Origin of the sequence: Streptomyces sp. NPDC005866 (genome assembly GCF_040629895.1) — a bacterium.
GTDB lineage: Bacteria > Actinomycetota > Actinomycetes > Streptomycetales > Streptomycetaceae > Streptomyces.
Window position 1 is genome coordinate 1 of record NZ_JBEXWP010000019.1, and the last position, 15,416, is coordinate 15,416.

General features: G+C 70.7%; 15 protein-coding genes, 1 tRNA gene and 4 pseudogenes. 16 read left to right on the top strand and 4 right to left on the bottom strand.

Going from position 1 to position 15,416, the window contains the following annotated elements:
• Positions 1-243 precede the first annotated feature (243 nt).
• Complete coding sequence (locus ABZ396_RS25875; protein ID WP_358927052.1) at positions 244-699, bottom strand: hypothetical protein; 456 nt, start codon at positions 697-699, stop codon at positions 244-246.
• 302 nt (positions 700-1,001) lie between these two features.
• Between ABZ396_RS25875 and ABZ396_RS25880 the strand changes: the two are divergent.
• A pseudogene (locus ABZ396_RS25880) lies at positions 1,002-1,259 on the top strand (hypothetical protein); the annotation flags it as partial.
• Here the strand turns inward: ABZ396_RS25880 and ABZ396_RS25885 are convergent.
• Positions 1,216-1,332, bottom strand: a pseudogene (locus tag ABZ396_RS25885) (IS5/IS1182 family transposase); the annotation flags it as partial. The pseudogenes ABZ396_RS25880 and ABZ396_RS25885 sit on opposite strands and share 44 nt — an antisense overlap.
• 191 nt (positions 1,333-1,523) lie before the next feature.
• Between ABZ396_RS25885 and ABZ396_RS25890 the strand changes: the two are divergent.
• The 6 genes and pseudogenes from ABZ396_RS25890 to ABZ396_RS25915 form a co-directional block, all read left to right on the top strand.
• Positions 1,524-1,892: pseudogene (locus ABZ396_RS25890) on the top strand (MBL fold metallo-hydrolase); the annotation flags it as partial.
• Positions 1,893-2,375: 483 nt separating this feature from the next.
• Complete coding sequence (locus tag ABZ396_RS25895) at positions 2,376-4,583, top strand: ATP-binding protein (protein ID WP_359186031.1); 2,208 nt, start codon at positions 2,376-2,378, stop codon at positions 4,581-4,583.
• Between the two features lie 68 nt (positions 4,584-4,651).
• A complete protein-coding gene (locus tag ABZ396_RS25900; RefSeq protein ID WP_046728213.1) occupies positions 4,652-5,086 on the top strand; it encodes a roadblock/LC7 domain-containing protein in 435 nt (144 codons plus the stop codon).
• A gap of 2 nt (positions 5,087-5,088) precedes the next feature.
• Positions 5,089-5,460: a DUF742 domain-containing protein gene (locus ABZ396_RS25905; RefSeq protein WP_358926480.1), complete on the top strand. Its 372-nt coding sequence runs from the start codon at positions 5,089-5,091 to the stop codon at positions 5,458-5,460.
• Positions 5,438-6,037 carry an ATP/GTP-binding protein gene (locus tag ABZ396_RS25910; protein ID WP_358926479.1) on the top strand — a complete coding sequence of 200 codons (600 nt, stop codon included), beginning with the start codon at positions 5,438-5,440 and terminating at the stop codon, positions 6,035-6,037. Before ABZ396_RS25905 ends, ABZ396_RS25910 begins: the two co-directional genes overlap by 23 nt.
• Before the next feature lie 61 nt (positions 6,038-6,098).
• A complete protein-coding gene (locus tag ABZ396_RS25915) occupies positions 6,099-6,680 on the top strand; it encodes a GAF domain-containing protein (RefSeq protein ID WP_358926478.1) in 582 nt (193 codons plus the stop codon).
• A 32-nt stretch (positions 6,681-6,712) separates the two neighbouring features.
• Here the strand turns inward: ABZ396_RS25915 and ABZ396_RS25920 are convergent.
• Positions 6,713-6,850 (bottom strand): annotated as a pseudogene (locus ABZ396_RS25920) (MFS transporter); the annotation flags it as partial.
• On the opposite strand from ABZ396_RS25920, the gene ABZ396_RS25925 reads away from it, so the two are divergent.
• From ABZ396_RS25925 to ABZ396_RS25965, 9 genes are all read left to right on the top strand, one after another.
• A complete protein-coding gene (locus tag ABZ396_RS25925) occupies positions 6,794-7,129 on the top strand; it encodes a hypothetical protein (protein ID WP_358926482.1) in 336 nt (111 codons plus the stop codon). The pseudogene ABZ396_RS25920 and the gene ABZ396_RS25925 overlap by 57 nt on opposite strands.
• A gap of 201 nt (positions 7,130-7,330) precedes the next feature.
• Complete coding sequence (gene tdh / locus ABZ396_RS25930; RefSeq protein WP_358926477.1) at positions 7,331-8,359, top strand: L-threonine 3-dehydrogenase; 1,029 nt, start codon at positions 7,331-7,333, stop codon at positions 8,357-8,359.
• 28 nt (positions 8,360-8,387) lie between these two features.
• Positions 8,388-9,581: a glycine C-acetyltransferase gene (locus ABZ396_RS25935; protein WP_358926476.1), complete on the top strand. Its 1,194-nt coding sequence runs from the start codon at positions 8,388-8,390 to the stop codon at positions 9,579-9,581.
• Between the two features lie 31 nt (positions 9,582-9,612).
• Positions 9,613-10,515, top strand: a complete 903-nt coding sequence (locus ABZ396_RS25940; protein ID WP_358926475.1) for a LysR family transcriptional regulator — start codon at positions 9,613-9,615, stop codon at positions 10,513-10,515.
• A gap of 46 nt (positions 10,516-10,561) precedes the next feature.
• Positions 10,562-11,164, top strand: a complete 603-nt coding sequence (locus ABZ396_RS25945; protein WP_358926474.1) for a helix-turn-helix domain-containing protein — start codon at positions 10,562-10,564, stop codon at positions 11,162-11,164.
• On the top strand, positions 11,161-11,697 hold the full coding sequence (locus ABZ396_RS25950; RefSeq protein ID WP_358926473.1) for a GNAT family N-acetyltransferase: 537 nt from the start codon (positions 11,161-11,163) through the stop codon (positions 11,695-11,697). The genes ABZ396_RS25945 and ABZ396_RS25950 overlap by 4 nt, the downstream gene beginning before the upstream one ends.
• 30 nt (positions 11,698-11,727) lie before the next feature.
• Positions 11,728-12,087, top strand: coding sequence for an MmcQ/YjbR family DNA-binding protein (locus tag ABZ396_RS25955; protein WP_358926472.1), 360 nt, complete (start codon positions 11,728-11,730; stop codon positions 12,085-12,087).
• 144 nt (positions 12,088-12,231) lie between these two features.
• A tRNA-Pro gene (locus tag ABZ396_RS25960) sits at positions 12,232-12,305 on the top strand.
• A 559-nt stretch (positions 12,306-12,864) separates the two neighbouring features.
• A complete protein-coding gene (locus ABZ396_RS25965; RefSeq protein ID WP_358926471.1) occupies positions 12,865-14,640 on the top strand; it encodes a tannase/feruloyl esterase family alpha/beta hydrolase in 1,776 nt (591 codons plus the stop codon).
• 233 nt (positions 14,641-14,873) lie between these two features.
• On the opposite strand, the gene ABZ396_RS25970 is transcribed toward ABZ396_RS25965, so the two are convergent.
• Positions 14,874-15,401 (bottom strand): NUDIX hydrolase family protein, encoded by a 528-nt coding sequence (locus ABZ396_RS25970; RefSeq protein ID WP_358926481.1) that lies wholly within the window; start codon positions 15,399-15,401, stop codon positions 14,874-14,876.
• Positions 15,402-15,416 lie beyond the last annotated feature (15 nt).

The following is a 15,416-nucleotide window of genomic DNA, read 5'->3' on the forward strand; positions in this document are numbered from 1 at the left end:
AGCGGGGACAGGCCCGAAAAGACCGTCTGCACAAGCTCATTGACATCCCTCACACGAATGCCAACGACCTGTTACGACGCTCCGTCACCACCGAATGTGAGACAGGGCCGTTCGCTACACAGACCCCCACGTCGCACGAGACCCGACATTGGGGGTCAGGCTCGTACTGGCGGGGATTCGCCGGTGAGGCCGGCCGCACACGGTCGTCCGGCCAACCCCGGGTGAACGCGACGGACATGTGGGTCAGGGGCAGAAGGTCTCACCGTTGGCGTACCTGTGGCCGTCGTGTTCCACCCACCCGGAGAGGTAGGCGCAGCGTCCCTCCATGCCCCCAACGTAGATCGCTCCGGCGTACCTGTCGTAGAACCCATTGTCGTACCAGGAGGTCTGCCAATCTGTGCGTCGGATGCGGACCTCCATGTTGTGCCGTCCGTCTGCCACGTCGTAGGTCATCGCGCAGAGTTGGCCGCTGCCTGCGGAAGTCCAGTAGACGTCGATGTAGGCATGACCGTCTCCTAGCGGGACGGAGTCGTATCGGCTGCCCTGGCAGTAGGAGAACGGACCCGCGTAACCGGGGGGCGCGTCGTTGGGGTCGGTCGCCGACGCCACACCGTCCCCGCCCGTTACGATGCCGGCCGCCGCCACGACAACCGCGACCGCTGAGATGATCCGTCTCGCCCTAGTACCGAATCTGCTCATTGATCCCCCTTGGAGCGACAAATTCCCTGTACGGGTCAGGCTAACGTAGGCCGCATCCCCACCAAGTTGGTTTCACATCAACCGACGAAGTGAGGCAGGAGGCGAACACCTGCGCAGGCGCCACGGATGACGAACGCTGCCAACACCGCATCCAGTCCCCGCCCGATGCCTCCCTGGAGGCAGGAGGGGCCTCCCCCTCAGCCGAGCTGACGCATCACAGCTCCGAACCCACAAACCAGCCATGACCCATGAGACGCCCGATCCCCCAGACCCGAATCCCGACCTCAAGGCGGCCTGCTCTTGAGGGGCTGGCCTGGTCGGTGCTGTCGGTGGACTATCAGCGCATCCTTGAGGCCCTCAGGGACCGGCACCGGCTCCATCAAGGGCCGCTGACCTGCCGGGAGTTGGCCGTGATGTTCGGCCTGGACGCGGTGCCGGCGAAGGTGGAGGCGCTGCGGTCGAAGGCGAAACGCCTGGTCGCGCGGGACTGGCTGGCCGAACGGCAGCCGGGCCGGTTCACCGTCGCCCAAGGTGTGGCCGGGCAAGGCGGCGCGTCATAAGCAGGGTCATCGACCAGTAGACCATCGCCTCGGCGCTGGTGGTGCGGCGTTCGAAGTCGCGCACCAGACGGCGGGTGCCCATCAGGTGGGCGAAGAACCGCTCGACGATCCACTGCGGTCACCGCCGTCGCCCGGGAGCCGGGCCAGTCCGAGCTGTCGGGCCTGGGTGATGTGGGCGCAACTGCCCGGCCGGACAGGGTTGCAGAACAGCACGCGCCCTCGGCGTCCGTGAGGACCACGGACACGGCGTTCTGCTTGGTCTTGCCGGACATACACATCACGCCCGAGGAGGGCATGCGCGCACACCTCGACCTGCAGGGCGGTGGCCCGGACGGCGTGCTGGTGCCGATCCACTGGGGCACCTTCAACCTCGCTCCGCACGCCTGGGCCGAGCCGGGGGAGTGGACGAAGGACGCGGGGGACGAGGCGGATCAGGCGGTGGCGGTGCCGCGCCCCGGTGAGCCCTTCGAGCCGTCCGGGAAGCTGCCCGCCGACCCGTGGTGGCGCGAGGTGTCGGCCCCGATCGCCCGGCCGTGGCGCCCCGCCGTCCAGCCGCGCGGCGAGTCCGGGCAGCGAGACCTCGACCTGGCCGGCGAAGCGGTGACGCCGGACGCGGACGACCTTGTGAAGTGAGGCGCAGCACGACGCCCCCGGGTGAGAAGAGGCCTGGCGGCCGAGCAGAAAGTTGTCACTGTGGGTGATGTTTTGGGGGATGGTGGCCGGGGGTGGCGGGCCGTACGGCCGTCCTGGCGGGCCTGTCGAGGGTGTGCGGACCGAGGGCTGACACGGGGTGCGGTGTGTCGGTCACTCCGGGCTTCACCCTTTTCGTCTGACCGTTTTTGAGCAGGTCGGATCGGTCGGCGGCGGTTCGAGAGTGAGACGGCGAAGGGGTTATCGGTCTTTCGTACGACGGCTCATACCAGAGCGGGACCATCTCCGGGGGACTTTGTCAACTGCCCACCGCACATGATGCGTTGGCGACTACTGTGAGTGTCCGTCGGGCGGCGCGGGGCCGAATTCTTTTGCGGTCCCCTCGGCCGACAGCGCGATGGCGCATGCCCAACTCGGGCGGCACGCGCGAGCAATCAGGCCCGACGGACCAGTACGAGGACGCAGATGTCTCACCTCCGTGCACCGGCCTCCCGCGCCGACCGCCGTGAGGGCGGCCGGCACGGACGTCCGGTCGCCAGACCCGTTCCCGCGCTGCCCGAGACCCATATACGGCCTCAGCTCATGCGCCTCGCCGTGCTGCCGCCGGTCGCGGTGGCGCTCAGCGGCTGTGCGGCCGTCCTGTTCACCGTCCGCGCCACCGGGGCCCGGCCCAGCCTCACCCTGCTGGCCGTGCTCGCCGGGGCGGTCTCGGTGACGGTCACGGCCATCGTGATCGCCGCCGTGGCCGCGCGCCGGGCCGCCCGCTCGGTCAGCGACCGCGTCGGTATCCTGCGCCGCAACGCCGCCCGCGGCGAGGCGGATCTGCTGGCCCTCGTCGACGCGCTGCGCCGCGGCGAGACCCCGCCCCAGCGCAAGTCGCGCGGTGGGCCGCCCGAGGACGCCGACGAGTTCGAACTGCTCGCCGCCGACCTGTCCCGCGCGCACGACGGCGCCGTCACCGCCGTCGTGCAGGCGGCCCAGCTTTCCAGCCACGCCGGCAGCGAACAGAAGCTGGAGGTCTTCGTCAACCTGGCGCGGCGGCTTCAGTCCCTCGTGCACCGAGAGATCTCGATCCTCGACGAGCTGGAGAACGAGATCGAGGACCCGGACCTCCTCAAAGGCCTCTTCCACGTCGACCACCTGGCCACCCGCATCCGACGGCACGCCGAGAACCTCGCCGTGCTCGGCGGCGCCGTGTCCCGGCGGCAGTGGAGCAACCCCGTCTCCATGACCGAGGTGCTGCGCTCCGCCATCGCCGAGGTCGAGCAGTACTCCCGTGTCAAACTCGTCCCGCCGATCGACGGCGAACTGCGCGGGCACGCCGTCGCCGACGTCATCCACCTCCTCGCCGAACTGGTCGAGAACGCCACGGTGTTCTCCGCCCCGCAGACCCAGGTGCTGCTCCGCGCCAACCTCGTCACCTCCGGCCTCGCGGTCGAGGTCGAGGACCGCGGACTCGGCATGCCGGTCGGCGAACAGTCCAAGATGAACGCCCTGCTCGCCGACCCCGACCAGGTCAACGTCGCCAGCCTGCTGGCCGACGGCCGCATCGGCCTCTTCGTCGTCTCCCAGCTCGCCCGCCGCCACGGCATCAACGTCCGCCTTCAGACCAACATCTACGGAGGCGTCCAGGCTGTCCTCGTCGTCCCGCAGGTCCTGCTGGGTACGGCACCGGGCGCACCCGGGGCGGTACCGCAGCCGCGCGACGCGGGAGCCGGGGCCGCACGGCCGTCCGGCACCACCGGAACACCGGAGGGCAACCGCGGCGGCGCCGCGGGACCGAACGCGGGAGCCGGGGGGCGGGCGGCCGCCCCGGGCGGTGCGCCGGCGGACCGACGGGCCGCGCCGCAGCGGGGACCGGCCGCGGCCGCCGCCGGCGGGCGGCACCGGCACGCGCAGCACGGAGGCGCACCCGCGCCGCTGCCGGTACGGGGCACTCAGGAGACCCGGCCCAACCCCGCCGAGGCGCTGCCCGGCATCCGCCCCGAGGACCGGCCCGCTGTCGCCGATCACGCCGGCACCCCGCCCGTTCCGCGCGTCGGCGCCGTGCGCGGCACCATGGGCAAACCCCAACTGCCGCGCCGCCGGGCCCAGGAGCACATCGTCCCCCAACTCCGCGGCGGCCCGGCACCCCGCCAGGACAACGAGGCCCCGGCCTGCCACGACCCCGGCCTGATGGCCGCCTTCCAGCGGGGCATCGGCCTCGCCGAGACCCAGCAACATCTGGAGTCCGCTCAGGCGGAGCCGACAGCCGCCGAGCCTGTGGGCGGGCCACATGGAGAGACCCTCTATACCGGGCTGACCGGTATGGGGCTCGCCAACATGGGCGCCGACGACGGATCCGGCGTTACGAGGTCCGGCGAGGGGTCCGGGGACATGGCGAGCAGCACATCGCACGCCACACATGCGGACGCCACCCACATGGACGCCGAGCACATGGACGCCACCCACATGGAGGCCACACCCATGGACCCCGCCCATATCGAGGCGGCACACACGACCCCGGCACACACGACCCCGGCACACACGGCCCCGGCACACATGAGCCGGGCACACGGGGACCCGGCCGACCCTCGGCCCGCGTCCCGACCCCAGTCGCACTCCCCGGCCCTGCGCCCGGTGCACACTTCCGAATTCACCGCCCGGCCCGACGGGAGCGCACCGGCCGGATGACCAGCACCGTTTCCACCCCCACCCCCAGCGCTCCCGCAGACCTTCGTACCCCAAGGAGTCGATCCACCATGGCGAGCGATGCGCCGACCGCCCAGGTATCCGACCTCGACTGGCTGATGAGCGGCCTCGTCCAGCGCGTACCCCACACCACCAGCGCGGTGCTCCTGTCCTGCGACGGGCTGGTGAAGTCCGTCCACGGCCTCGACCCCGACAGCGCCGACCACATGGCGGCGCTCGCCTCCGGTCTGTACTCGCTCGGCCGCAGCGCGGGCGTCCGCTTCGGCGACGGCGGGGACGTCCGTCAGGTGGTCGTCGAACTCGACTCGACGCTGCTGTTCGTCACCACCGCCGGTTCCGGCACCTGCCTCGCCGTGCTGGCCGGCCGCGAGGCCGACGCCGCCGTCCTCGGCTACGAGATGGCGATGCTGGTCAAGAGCGTCCGGCCGTACCTCGTCACCGCGCCCCGGCAGCACGCCGTCGAACCCACGGCGATGAGGCCTTGAGGGTGGCGGCAGCCGGCGACGGGCCATGGCTGGACGATGCGGCCGGACGCCTGGTGCGCCCGTTCACGGTCAGCAACGGCCGCACCGAGCCCAGCATCGCCTTCGACCTGCTGTCGCAGGTGATGGCCACCGGGGCCACCCCCCTCGGCTACCTCGGCCCCGAGCATGCGCAGGCGCTCGACCTGTGCCGCGCACCCGTCTCGGTCGCCGAGATCGCCGCGCACCTCAAGCTGCCCGCCGTGGTCACCAAGGTGCTGCTCTCCGACCTCGTCGACTGCGGGGCGCTGACCGCACGGCCCCCCGTGTTCCACCACAACCCCACTGACCGGTCTCTTCTGGAGGCAGTGCTCGATGGACTACGACGACAGCTGTGACCCCTTCCCCACCGCGCTGAAAATCCTGGTGGCCGGTGGGTTCGGGGCCGGCAAGACCACCTTCGTGGGCGCGGTCAGCGAGATCGCGCCGCTGTCCACGGAGGAACTCCTCACCACGGTGAGCGCCGCGACCGACAACCTCGACGGTGTCGAGAACAAGGTCGAGACGACCGTGGCCATGGACTTCGGCCGCATCACCCTGGACCCCGAACATGTGCTCTATCTGTTCGGCACGCCCGGGCAGGAGCGGTTCTGGTTCATGTGGGACGAGCTGTCCGAGGGCGCGCTCGGCGCGGTCATCCTCGCCGACACCCGCCGTCTGGAGGACTGCTTCGCGGCTGTCGACTTCTTCGAGGAGCGCGGCCTCGGCTTCATCGTCGCCATCAACGAGTTCGACGGTTCCCACCGCTACGACCCCGAGGAGGTGCGCGCAGCCATCGACCTCGACCCCGAGGTCCCGGTCGTCCGCTGCGACGCCCGTATCTCCAGCTCCGGCGTCCAGACCCTGCTCACCCTCGTCCGTCATCTCATCGCCCACGCTCCGGTCTCCGCGCCGAGCCACGGCGCCCACATGTGAACCACACACACCCCTCACGGAGCCCATATATGACCCACGTCCACAGCGACGGATCCCGCCCATGAGGTACGACCCGTCGCGCCCGGCCGGTCGTCTGCTGCTCACGCCGGAGGACAAGGAGGCGCCCGTACGCACCCGGCGCCTCGGCCAACTGGGCCTCGGTGAACACCCCCACCCCGAGCTCGACGCCTATGCGGACCGGCTCGCCGAGGTCACCGGGACGCCGTACGCCATGGTCAACTTCATCGGCGAGAACCGGCAGTTCTTCGCCGGCCTGCACCTGCCGGCCGTGCCACCGCCGGTGGTGAAGCCCGACGGCAGTACGCCGGTGCTCGGCCGTGAGCTGGCCCGCGACCATGGTTTCTGCCCCCATGTGGTGGTCCGGCGCAAGGCGTTGGTCCTGGAGGACGTCGGCGACTACCCGCGGTTCGCGGGCAATCCGGTCGTCGACGAGTTCGGCATCCGTTCCTATCTGGGCGCCCCGCTCATCGACAGCACGGGGACGACACTCGGCACGGTGTGCGTGGTCGACGTGGAGCCGCGGGCCTGGGGCAGGGCCGGCCTGGAGGCCATCAAGTCGTCGGCGGCGGAGCTGGTGGCCCGCATCGAGCGACGCGAGGCGGACGGGCTCCCGCTGCTGTGACGACGGGAACGGTCGCCTGTGTGTTCCGCGCCCATGTGGTGCGGGAATCCGATGCGCAGCACGGCGGCGGCCGCGGCCGCGGCGAGGACCACCATGGCGGCCAGGAGCAGGGCCTGGTGGTAGCCGTGGCGCAGCAGCGGGGCGACGACCAGGGGGGCGATGACGTCGCCGCCCAGTTCACCGAGGATGCCGTCTTCCAGGGACTGCACCCCTACAGCGTCGGACGGCAGGGCGTCGCCGAGTACTACGACTCCCAGCCCCCCGGCCTGAAGGCCGCGTACCGCATCCTGGAGACCTGGCGGCCCGCCGAAGGCGTCGTCCTCGGCTACCTGGCAGTCGAGTTCTCGTTCACGGACCGGCCACCGCTGGACGTGAAGCTCTCGGTCCTCCTGACCCGCGAGGGGGACGACTGGTACATCAGCCACTACCAGGTCTCCCGCCTCGACTAGTGCCGCTGCCTGTTGCGGCACTGGAACCGCTGCCCGGGGCCGGTACGGGCGTGAAGGAGAGCTGTGGCGGCGGTTAAGAAATCCTCGATGGACCCGAGGCGCCCGGGTACGGCAGATTGCAGTGCGATTCCACCCCCCTCCCCGGCTGCGGGCCGCTTCGGCGTGCCCGCGGCCGGGACCTCACGCACAGGAGCCGTAGCGTTGAAGGCGCTGGTCAAGGAGAAAGCGGAGCCCGGGCTGTGGCTCGCGGACGTGCCGGAGCCCACGGTCGGACCCGGTGACGTACTGATCAAGGTGTTGCGGACCGGCATCTGCGGAACCGACCTGCACATCCGGGCCTGGGACGGCTGGGCCCGGCAGACGGTCACCACACCCCTGGTCGTCGGGCACGAGTTCGTCGGCGAGGTCGTCGGGACCGGCCGCGATGTCGTGGACGTCAAGTTCGGTGACCGCGTCAGCGGCGAGGGCCACCTCGTGTGTGGCAAATGCCGCAACTGCCTGGCCGGTCGGCGCCATCTGTGCCGGGCCACGGTCGGCCTCGGCGTCGGCCGCGACGGCGCGTTCGCCGAGTACGTCGTGCTGCCCGCCGGCAACGTCTGGGTACACCGCGTCCCCGTCGACCTGGACGTCGCCGCGATCTTCGACCCGTTCGGCAACGCCGTGCACACCGCGCTCTCCTTCCCGCTCGTCGGCGAGGACGTGCTGATCACCGGCGCCGGCCCCATCGGCCTGATGGCGGCCGCGGTGGCCCGGCACGCGGGGGCCCGCAACGTCGTGATCACCGACGTCAGCGAGGAGCGCCTCGACCTCGCCCGCAAGATCGGCGTGAACCTCGCCCTGAACGTGTCGCGGGCCCGGATCGCCGACGGGCAGCGGGAGTTGGGGCTGCGCGAAGGCTTCGACATCGGCCTGGAGATGTCCGGCCGGCCCGAGGCACTCCAGGACATGATCGCCAACATGACGCACGGCGGCCGTATCGCCATGCTCGGCCTGCCCGCCCAGGACTTCCCCGTCGACTGGGCCCGGATCGTCACGTCGATGATCACCATCAAGGGCATCTACGGCCGCGAGATGTTCGAGACGTGGTACGCGATGTCGGTCCTCCTGGAGGGCGGACTCGACCTCGCCCCCGTGATCACCGGCCGCTACGGCTACCGGGACTTCGAGGCGGCCTTCGCCGACGCCGCGAGCGGCAGTGGCGGCAAGGTCATCCTCGACTGGACCCTCTGACGACACTGACGACAATCAAGGATTGATGATGTTCGACTCCGTGCGCGACGACCTGCGCGCCACCCTCGACGAGATCCGCGCCGCCGGCCTGCACAAACCCGAGCGTGTCATCGGGACCCCGCAGTCCGCGACCGTCAACGTGACCGCGGGCGGCCGCCCCGGTGAGGTCCTCAACTTCTGCGCCAACAACTACCTCGGCCTCGCCGACCACCCCGAGGTGATCGCCGCCGCCCACGAGGCCCTGGACCGCTGGGGCTACGGCATGGCCTCCGTGCGCTTCATCTGCGGAACCCAGGAGGTCCACAAGGAGCTGGAGTCCCGGCTGTCCGCCTTCCTCGGGCAGGAGGACACGATCCTGTACTCCTCCTGCTTCGACGCCAACGGCGGTGTCTTCGAGACCCTCCTCGGGCCGGAGGACGCGGTGATCTCCGACGCCCTCAACCATGCCTCGATCATCGACGGCATCCGCCTCTCCAAGGCCCGCCGTCTCCGCTACGCCAACCGCGATCTCGTCGACCTGGAGCGCCAGTTGAAGGAGGCGCAGAACGCCCGGCGCAGGCTGGTGGTCACCGACGGCGTCTTCTCCATGGACGGCTATGTGGCGCCGCTGCGCGAGATCTGCGACCTCGCCGACCGTTACGACGCGATGGTCATGGTCGACGACTCGCACGCCGTCGGATTCGTCGGCCCGTCCGGCCGCGGCACCCCGGAGCTGCACGGCGTGATGGACCGCGTCGACATCATCACCGGCACCCTGGGCAAGGCGCTGGGCGGTGCCTCCGGCGGCTATGTGACGGCCCGCACCGAGATCGTCGCCCTGCTCCGCCAGCGCTCCCGCCCCTACCTCTTCTCGAACACCCTCGCCCCGGTGATCGCGGCGGCCTCGCTGAAGGTGCTCGACCTGCTGGAGTCGGCGGACGACCTCCGGGTCCACCTCGCCGAGAACACCGCCCTGTTCCGCCGCCGGATGACCGAGGAGGGCTTCGACATCCTCCCCGGCGACCACGCCATCGCCCCCGTGATGATCGGCGACGCGGCGCGGGCAGCCCGCATGGCCGAGCTGCTCCTGGAGCGGGGCGTGTACGTGATCGGCTTCTCGTACCCGGTGGTGCCGCAGGGCCAGGCCCGGATCCGGGTGCAGCTGTCCGCGGCCCACTCGACGGACGACGTCAACCGCGCGGTGGACGCCTTCGTCGCGGCCAGGGCCGAGCTGACGGCCTGAGCACCCCGGACATATTGCGATAATCGATCCCATGATCGAGGCGCGGCGGCTCCACATCCTCCGTGCGGTGGCCGACCACCGCACGGTGACGGCGGCTGCCGCCGCGCTGTATCTCACCCCCTCCGCTGTTTCGCAGCAGCTGGCCGCCCTTGAGCAGGAGACCGGCCACCGCCTGGTCGAGCGCAGTGCCAAGGGCGTACGGCTCACTCCGGCCGGCGAGATCCTGCTCACCCACACCAACGCGGTCCTCGCCCAACTGGAGCGCGCCGAGGCCGAACTGGCCGCGTACGGCTCCGGCGAGGCCGGCACGGTCACCGTCGCCGCCTTCGCCACCGGCATCGCACAGGTGGTCGCCCCCGCCGTGGCGCATCTCGCCCGCACCGCCCCCGGCATCCGTATCCGCGTCCAGGACGCCGAGGGTGACGCCAGCCTGCCGATGGTCCTGGACCGGCAGGTCGATGTCGCGGTCGCCGTCGAGTACCGAGGGGCCCCGCCCGCCGACGACCCCCGGCTCACCCATGTGGCCCTGTACGCCGAGCCCTTCGACGCGGTCGTCCCGCTCCACCACCGCCTGGCCGGGACCGGCGAGGTCCCCCTCGCCGAACTGGCCAAGGACGCCTGGATCGGCCCGTACCCCGGCAACCCCTGCCACGACGTGGTCGTCCTGGCCTGCGAGAACGCCGGCTTCCAGCCCCGCCTCGAACACTCCTCCGACGACTTCCGGGCCGTGGTGGCCCTGGCCTCGGCCGACGCGGGCGTGGCCCTCGTCCCCCGCTCGGCGCTGCGCGGCATGGACCTCACCGGCGTCGTCGTACGCCCCGTCGACGGCGACGCCCCGACCCGCCGGGTCTTCGCGGCCGTACGACGTGGAGCCGAGGGCCATCCGCTCATCCGCCCGGTGCTGGAGGCGCTGGGCGAGGCGGCACGGCCGTGAGCCCTCCTTAACACCGGCGTTTCGTATCAGGGATATCGTCCCGGATATGAAACGAGACGAGCCGGACGGGAAACGAGGCGAGGCGGTCGCCCCCGACCCCGTCGACGCCAGCCTCGGCAGCCGCCTCGCCGAACTGCGGGCCGAACACGGCTGGTCCCTGGGCGAGTTGGCGGAGCGCAGCGGAGTGAGCAAGTCCACCCTGTCCCGGGCCGAACGGGCCGAGACCAGTCCCACGGCCGCCCTCCTCAACCGGCTCTGCAACGTCTACGGACGGACCATGTCCCAGCTGCTCAGCGAGGTCGAGGCGGCGCCCGCGCCCGTGCTGCGGGCCGCCGAACAGCAGGTCTGGGAGGATCGCGCCTCCGGTTTCGTACGGCGGTCCGTGTCGCCGCCGCACCCCGGCCTGCGCGGCGAACTCGTCGAGGGCCGACTCACGGCGGGCGCGGACATCGCCTACGACCGCCCGCCGGTGCCCGGCCTGGAGCAGCACATCTGGGTGCTCGACGGGAGGCTCGCGGTGACCGTGCGGGAAGTCGAACTTCTCCTGGACGCCGGCGACTGTCTGCGGCTGCGGGTGTGGGGGCCGACGCGGTTCCGGTGCCCCGGGCCGGGGGAGACGCGTTACGTCCTGGCGGTGGTGCGGCCATGACGGCGCTGCGCCTCGGTGCGGAGCAATTGTCGGAACGCGTAGGGGAGTTGGCTGATCTACTGGCCGACACCGTGAACGGCGGAGCGTCCATCGGCTTCCTCGCGCCCTTCGAGCGGGAGCGGGCCGTCGCCTGGTGGCAGGGGCGGGTGGCGGCCGTGGCCGCCGGGCGGCTGGCCGTGTGGGCGGCGCTGGACCGCGCCGACCGGGTGGTCGGCACGGTCGGCCTGGCCTTTCCCTTCCCCGACAAACCGAACAGCCGGCACCGTGCCGAGCTGGTGAAGCTGATGGTCCACCGTGAGGCCCGCGGCCAGGGCATCGGGAGGCGGCTGCTGGCCGTCGCCGAAGAGTCGGCGATCACCGCCGGCATCACCCTGCTCCATCTCGACACCGAGACGGACAGCCCCGCCGAGCACCTCTACCGCTCGGCCGGCTGGACCCGCGCCGGAGTCATCCCCGACTACGCGGCCGACCCCGGCGGGGTGCTGCGGCCGACGACCCTCTACTACAAGCACGTCGGTGCTCTGACCAGCTGACTGTCAGTGGCAGGGGCTACGGTTCTGGGCATGCCGGAAGCCGAAGACGTACGCCGTGTCGCGCTGTCCCTGCCGGAGACGAGCGAGAAGATCGCCTGGAGCATGCCCACGTTCCGGGTCGCCGGCAAGATGTTCGCCACACTGCCCGAGAAGGAGACCTCCATCGCCGTGCGCTGCCCCAAGGGGGAGCGCGACGAACTGGTGCTCGCCGAGCCGGAGAAGTTCTGGATCGCCGATCACGAGGCTCAGTTCGCCTGGGTCCGGGCGCGGCTCGCCGCGCTGGAGGACGAGGCCGAGCTGCGCGACATCCTCGCCGACTCCTGGAGACAGGCGGCCCCACCCCGGCTCCTGGACTCCTACCCGGAGGTGGGGTTGCCGGGCACGGACTGAGACCCGCCGCACCGGACCGTACCGCCGCGGCCTCCAGGTCGAGCCGTCATCCCGCCCGGACAAAAGCGGTGCGCGACCACCGGTCCGAGTGCGGTATTGTTTCCTTGCGCGTTTCGCCTCGGGAAATCCCAGGTCAAACGGCACCGGGACGTGGCGCAGCTTGGTAGCGCACTTGACTGGGGGTCAAGGGGTCGCAGGTTCAAATCCTGTCGTCCCGACGGTGCGAAGGGTCATCGCAGGCGGAAGCCTGTGAGGGCCCTTTTTCGCGTGGGCATGCCCCCTCCCGGGCCGCCGGTCGGAGAGCCCGAGGGTGCCAGCGTCGTATCTGAGGGCCACCGCGGTGAGTTTCTGCCCGTCCCCGAAGACCTCGGTGATGGCGGTGGCCCACGACATGGCCGGTGTACGCGGCCAGCGGGGGCCCGCTCACCGAGGTGTCCGCGCGTGGGAGAGCACCCGGCGACGGCGGTCGCCGCGACGATTCCGGCAAGGACACTCCCGCGTTTCACTTGGTTCTTCTCCTTCGTCGACACTCGATCCGTCAGATCCCAGGATTGTCGACAATTTAGCCAACAGCAAAGATCGAGGGAGATTCACAGTCACCCGACAGCTTCACAGACAAAATCGTCAACAATCTCGTCGACAGGTATTGCGCCGAGTTTGCCGGAAGGCTACGTTCCTGCGCCGTACAGCCATTGCCGAGGTGGAGCGGCCCGCTGGTCCCCCACCGACGTCATGGCGCCGCACGCTTCCCGACGGCGATCGAACGGAGACCCGAGCATGCCCCAGCTGTTCAGATGGTGCAGGGGGAAGTCAGCGGCCCTTCTGGCCACCCTCGCCGCCACCGTGGCGCTCGTGACCGGTGCGAGCCTGGCGCTCGCCTACGGTGCGACCGGCAACGCGCAGGCCGCCGACCCGACCGTGGCCGACGCCGTGACGACCAGCAGCACGTCCTCCGGTATCGCGCCGGCCATGTCCTGTTCCGGCATCGCCCAGCTGGACCTGGCGAGCGCAGTCCCCGGTGTGCCCTTCGAGATCACCTCGGCCACCGAACTGGCCGCGAGCAGCAACACGCTCGGCAACTGGGCCGCCTGTGACGTCAAGGGCGTGATCGCCCCGCAGATCCACTTCGAGATCAAGCTGCCCCAGACCGGCTGGCAGGCCGACTACCTCCAGGTCGGCTGCGGCGGCCTGTGCGGCAACACGAACGTGACCAACGCGCCCGCCTCGACCGGCTGCGCCCCGCTGACCAGCGGCGCCTTCGCCGTCGCCTCCAGCGACGAGGGTCACTACCAGGGCGGCGGGCTCTTCTCCAGCGATCCGACGCTGCGCGCCGACTTCGGCTACATGTCCGACCACCTGCTGGTCCAGGCGTCCAAGGCCATCATCGAGAAGTACTACGGCCAAGCCGTCGCCCACTCCTACTTCGACGGCTGCTCGCAGGGCGGCCACCAGGCCCTCACCGAGGCCCAGCGCTACCCGACCGACTTCGACGGCATCATCGCCGGCGCCCCGGCCAACAACTTCACCGCGCTGAACACCTTCTCGCACGCCTGGACCGCCCAGTCCGTGTATCTCAACGGCGGCCCGGCCACGATCACCAACGCCGGCCTCGCGGACCTGCACAAGGCCGTGCTCAAGGGCTGCGGCGCCCCCGCGGACGGGATCATCGCGGACCCGCTGAGCTGCACCTGGGACCCGGGCACCATCCAGTGCAAGACCGGACAGACCTCGACGTCCGACGGCTACTGCCTGACCGCCGACCAGGTCACCACCCTGCGCCGGATCTACGCCGGACCCACCGACGAGCACGGCGAACTTCTCTACCCGGGCTACCAGTTGCGCGGCTCCGAGCTGAACTGGGCCGGGATCGTCACCCCGGCCACCGCCACCGGCGACTCCGGTGACATCAGCTTCGTCCGCGAGACCCTGCGCTACCAGATCTTCGACAGCCCGCAGCCGGTCCTGACGTACAAGGACATCAAGTTCACGGCCGCCTACTCCAAGAAGATCATGCAGCTGGGCGAGGGCATGTACGACGCCACCGACCCCGACCTCAGGGCGTTCAAGAAGTCCGGCGGCAAGCTGATCCTCTGGCACGGTCTGGGCGACCAGCACATCCCGGCGGTCGGAACGATGGCCTACTACAAGGCCGTTGAGAAGGTCATGGGCGGCGAGGCGGCCACCAAGAGCTTCACGCGGCTGTTCCTGCTCCCCGGGGTCGCTCACTGCGGCGGCGGCCAGGGTCCGGACACCTTCGACGCGCTGACCGCGATCACCGACTGGGTCACCAAGGGCGCCGCCCCCGACAGCCTGACGACCAAGTCGGTCGACAGCGGCGGGAACACCACCGCCTCCCGTCCGGTCTACCCCTTCCCGTACTACGCCAGGAACACCACGGGCGGCTCGGCCACCGACGCGAGCAGCTACACCCCCGTCAAGTCCACCGACGAGGCCGGCCTGAAGCTGGACTGGCTCGGTTCCTTCCGCTCCGGCTACGAGACGGTCGGCAACTGGGTCGGCGGCAAGTGGCTCGTCACCAAGGGCAAGTCGTGACACCGGTCCGCCCCGACCGGTGACACCGGCGGGGCGGACCGCCCGCGCGGATCACGTCATGGGCGCCGGGTCGCCGGGGTGGCGGGTCGGCGGCAGCGTGTTCGTCCTGAACCCGGCGACGGACGAACAGGCCCGCGCCCTCCTCGCCGTGCGGGCCATGGCCGGGTACGCGAGTGCACCGCCGGGCCGCCGAACAGCTCGGCTGAGCTCCGCCGGCGGCACCCCGGCCGTACTCAGGCCACGCACCCCACATGCGCGAGGGCCTGCTTCAGCAGCACCCCGTGACCGCCGGGCATCTCACTCTGCACGGCCTCGGACACCGCCTCCCGCGGGCTGAACCACACCAGGTCCAGGGCATCCTGCCGGGGCCGGCAGTCGCCTGTCACCGGCACGACGTAGGCCAGCGACACCGCGTGCTGACGCGGGTCGTGGTACGGCGTGACACCCAGCGTCGGGAAGTACTCGGCCACCGTGAACGGCTGCAGGGAGGCCGGCACCCGGGGCAGCGCCACCGGGCCGAGGTCCTTCTCCAGGTGGCGCAACAGGGCGTCGCGGACCCGCTCGTGGTGCAGGACACGGCCGGAGACGAGGGCCCGGCTGACCGTTCCGTCCGGGCCGATGCGCAGCAGCAGTCCGATACTTGTGACTTCGCCGCTGTCGTCCACCCGCACGGGCACGGCCTCCACATACAGGATCGGCATGTGGGCGCGAGCCATCTCCAGCTCGTCGGAGGACAGCCAACCGGGCGTGGTTTCGGTCATGTCAGACATTGCTTG

Excerpts from the sequence above, each read along its gene's own strand:
- ABZ396_RS25875 (WP_358927052.1), bottom strand. The coding sequence starts at position 699 with ATGAGCAGATTCGGTACTAGGGCGAGACGGATCATCTCAGCGGTCGCG.
- ABZ396_RS25895 (WP_359186031.1), top strand. The coding sequence starts at position 2,376 with ATGTCTCACCTCCGTGCACCGGCCTCCCGCGCCGACCGCCGTGAGGGC.
- ABZ396_RS25900 (WP_046728213.1), top strand. The coding sequence starts at position 4,652 with ATGGCGAGCGATGCGCCGACCGCCCAGGTATCCGACCTCGACTGGCTG.
- ABZ396_RS25910 (WP_358926479.1), top strand. The coding sequence starts at position 5,438 with ATGGACTACGACGACAGCTGTGACCCCTTCCCCACCGCGCTGAAAATC.
- ABZ396_RS25915 (WP_358926478.1), top strand. The coding sequence starts at position 6,099 with ATGAGGTACGACCCGTCGCGCCCGGCCGGTCGTCTGCTGCTCACGCCG.
- ABZ396_RS25935 (WP_358926476.1), top strand. The coding sequence starts at position 8,388 with ATGTTCGACTCCGTGCGCGACGACCTGCGCGCCACCCTCGACGAGATC.
- ABZ396_RS25940 (WP_358926475.1), top strand. The coding sequence starts at position 9,613 with ATGATCGAGGCGCGGCGGCTCCACATCCTCCGTGCGGTGGCCGACCAC.
- ABZ396_RS25945 (WP_358926474.1), top strand. The coding sequence starts at position 10,562 with ATGAAACGAGACGAGCCGGACGGGAAACGAGGCGAGGCGGTCGCCCCC.
- ABZ396_RS25950 (WP_358926473.1), top strand. The coding sequence starts at position 11,161 with ATGACGGCGCTGCGCCTCGGTGCGGAGCAATTGTCGGAACGCGTAGGG.
- ABZ396_RS25955 (WP_358926472.1), top strand. The coding sequence starts at position 11,728 with ATGCCGGAAGCCGAAGACGTACGCCGTGTCGCGCTGTCCCTGCCGGAG.
- ABZ396_RS25965 (WP_358926471.1), top strand. The coding sequence starts at position 12,865 with ATGCCCCAGCTGTTCAGATGGTGCAGGGGGAAGTCAGCGGCCCTTCTG.
- ABZ396_RS25970 (WP_358926481.1), bottom strand. The coding sequence starts at position 15,401 with ATGACCGAAACCACGCCCGGTTGGCTGTCCTCCGACGAGCTGGAGATG.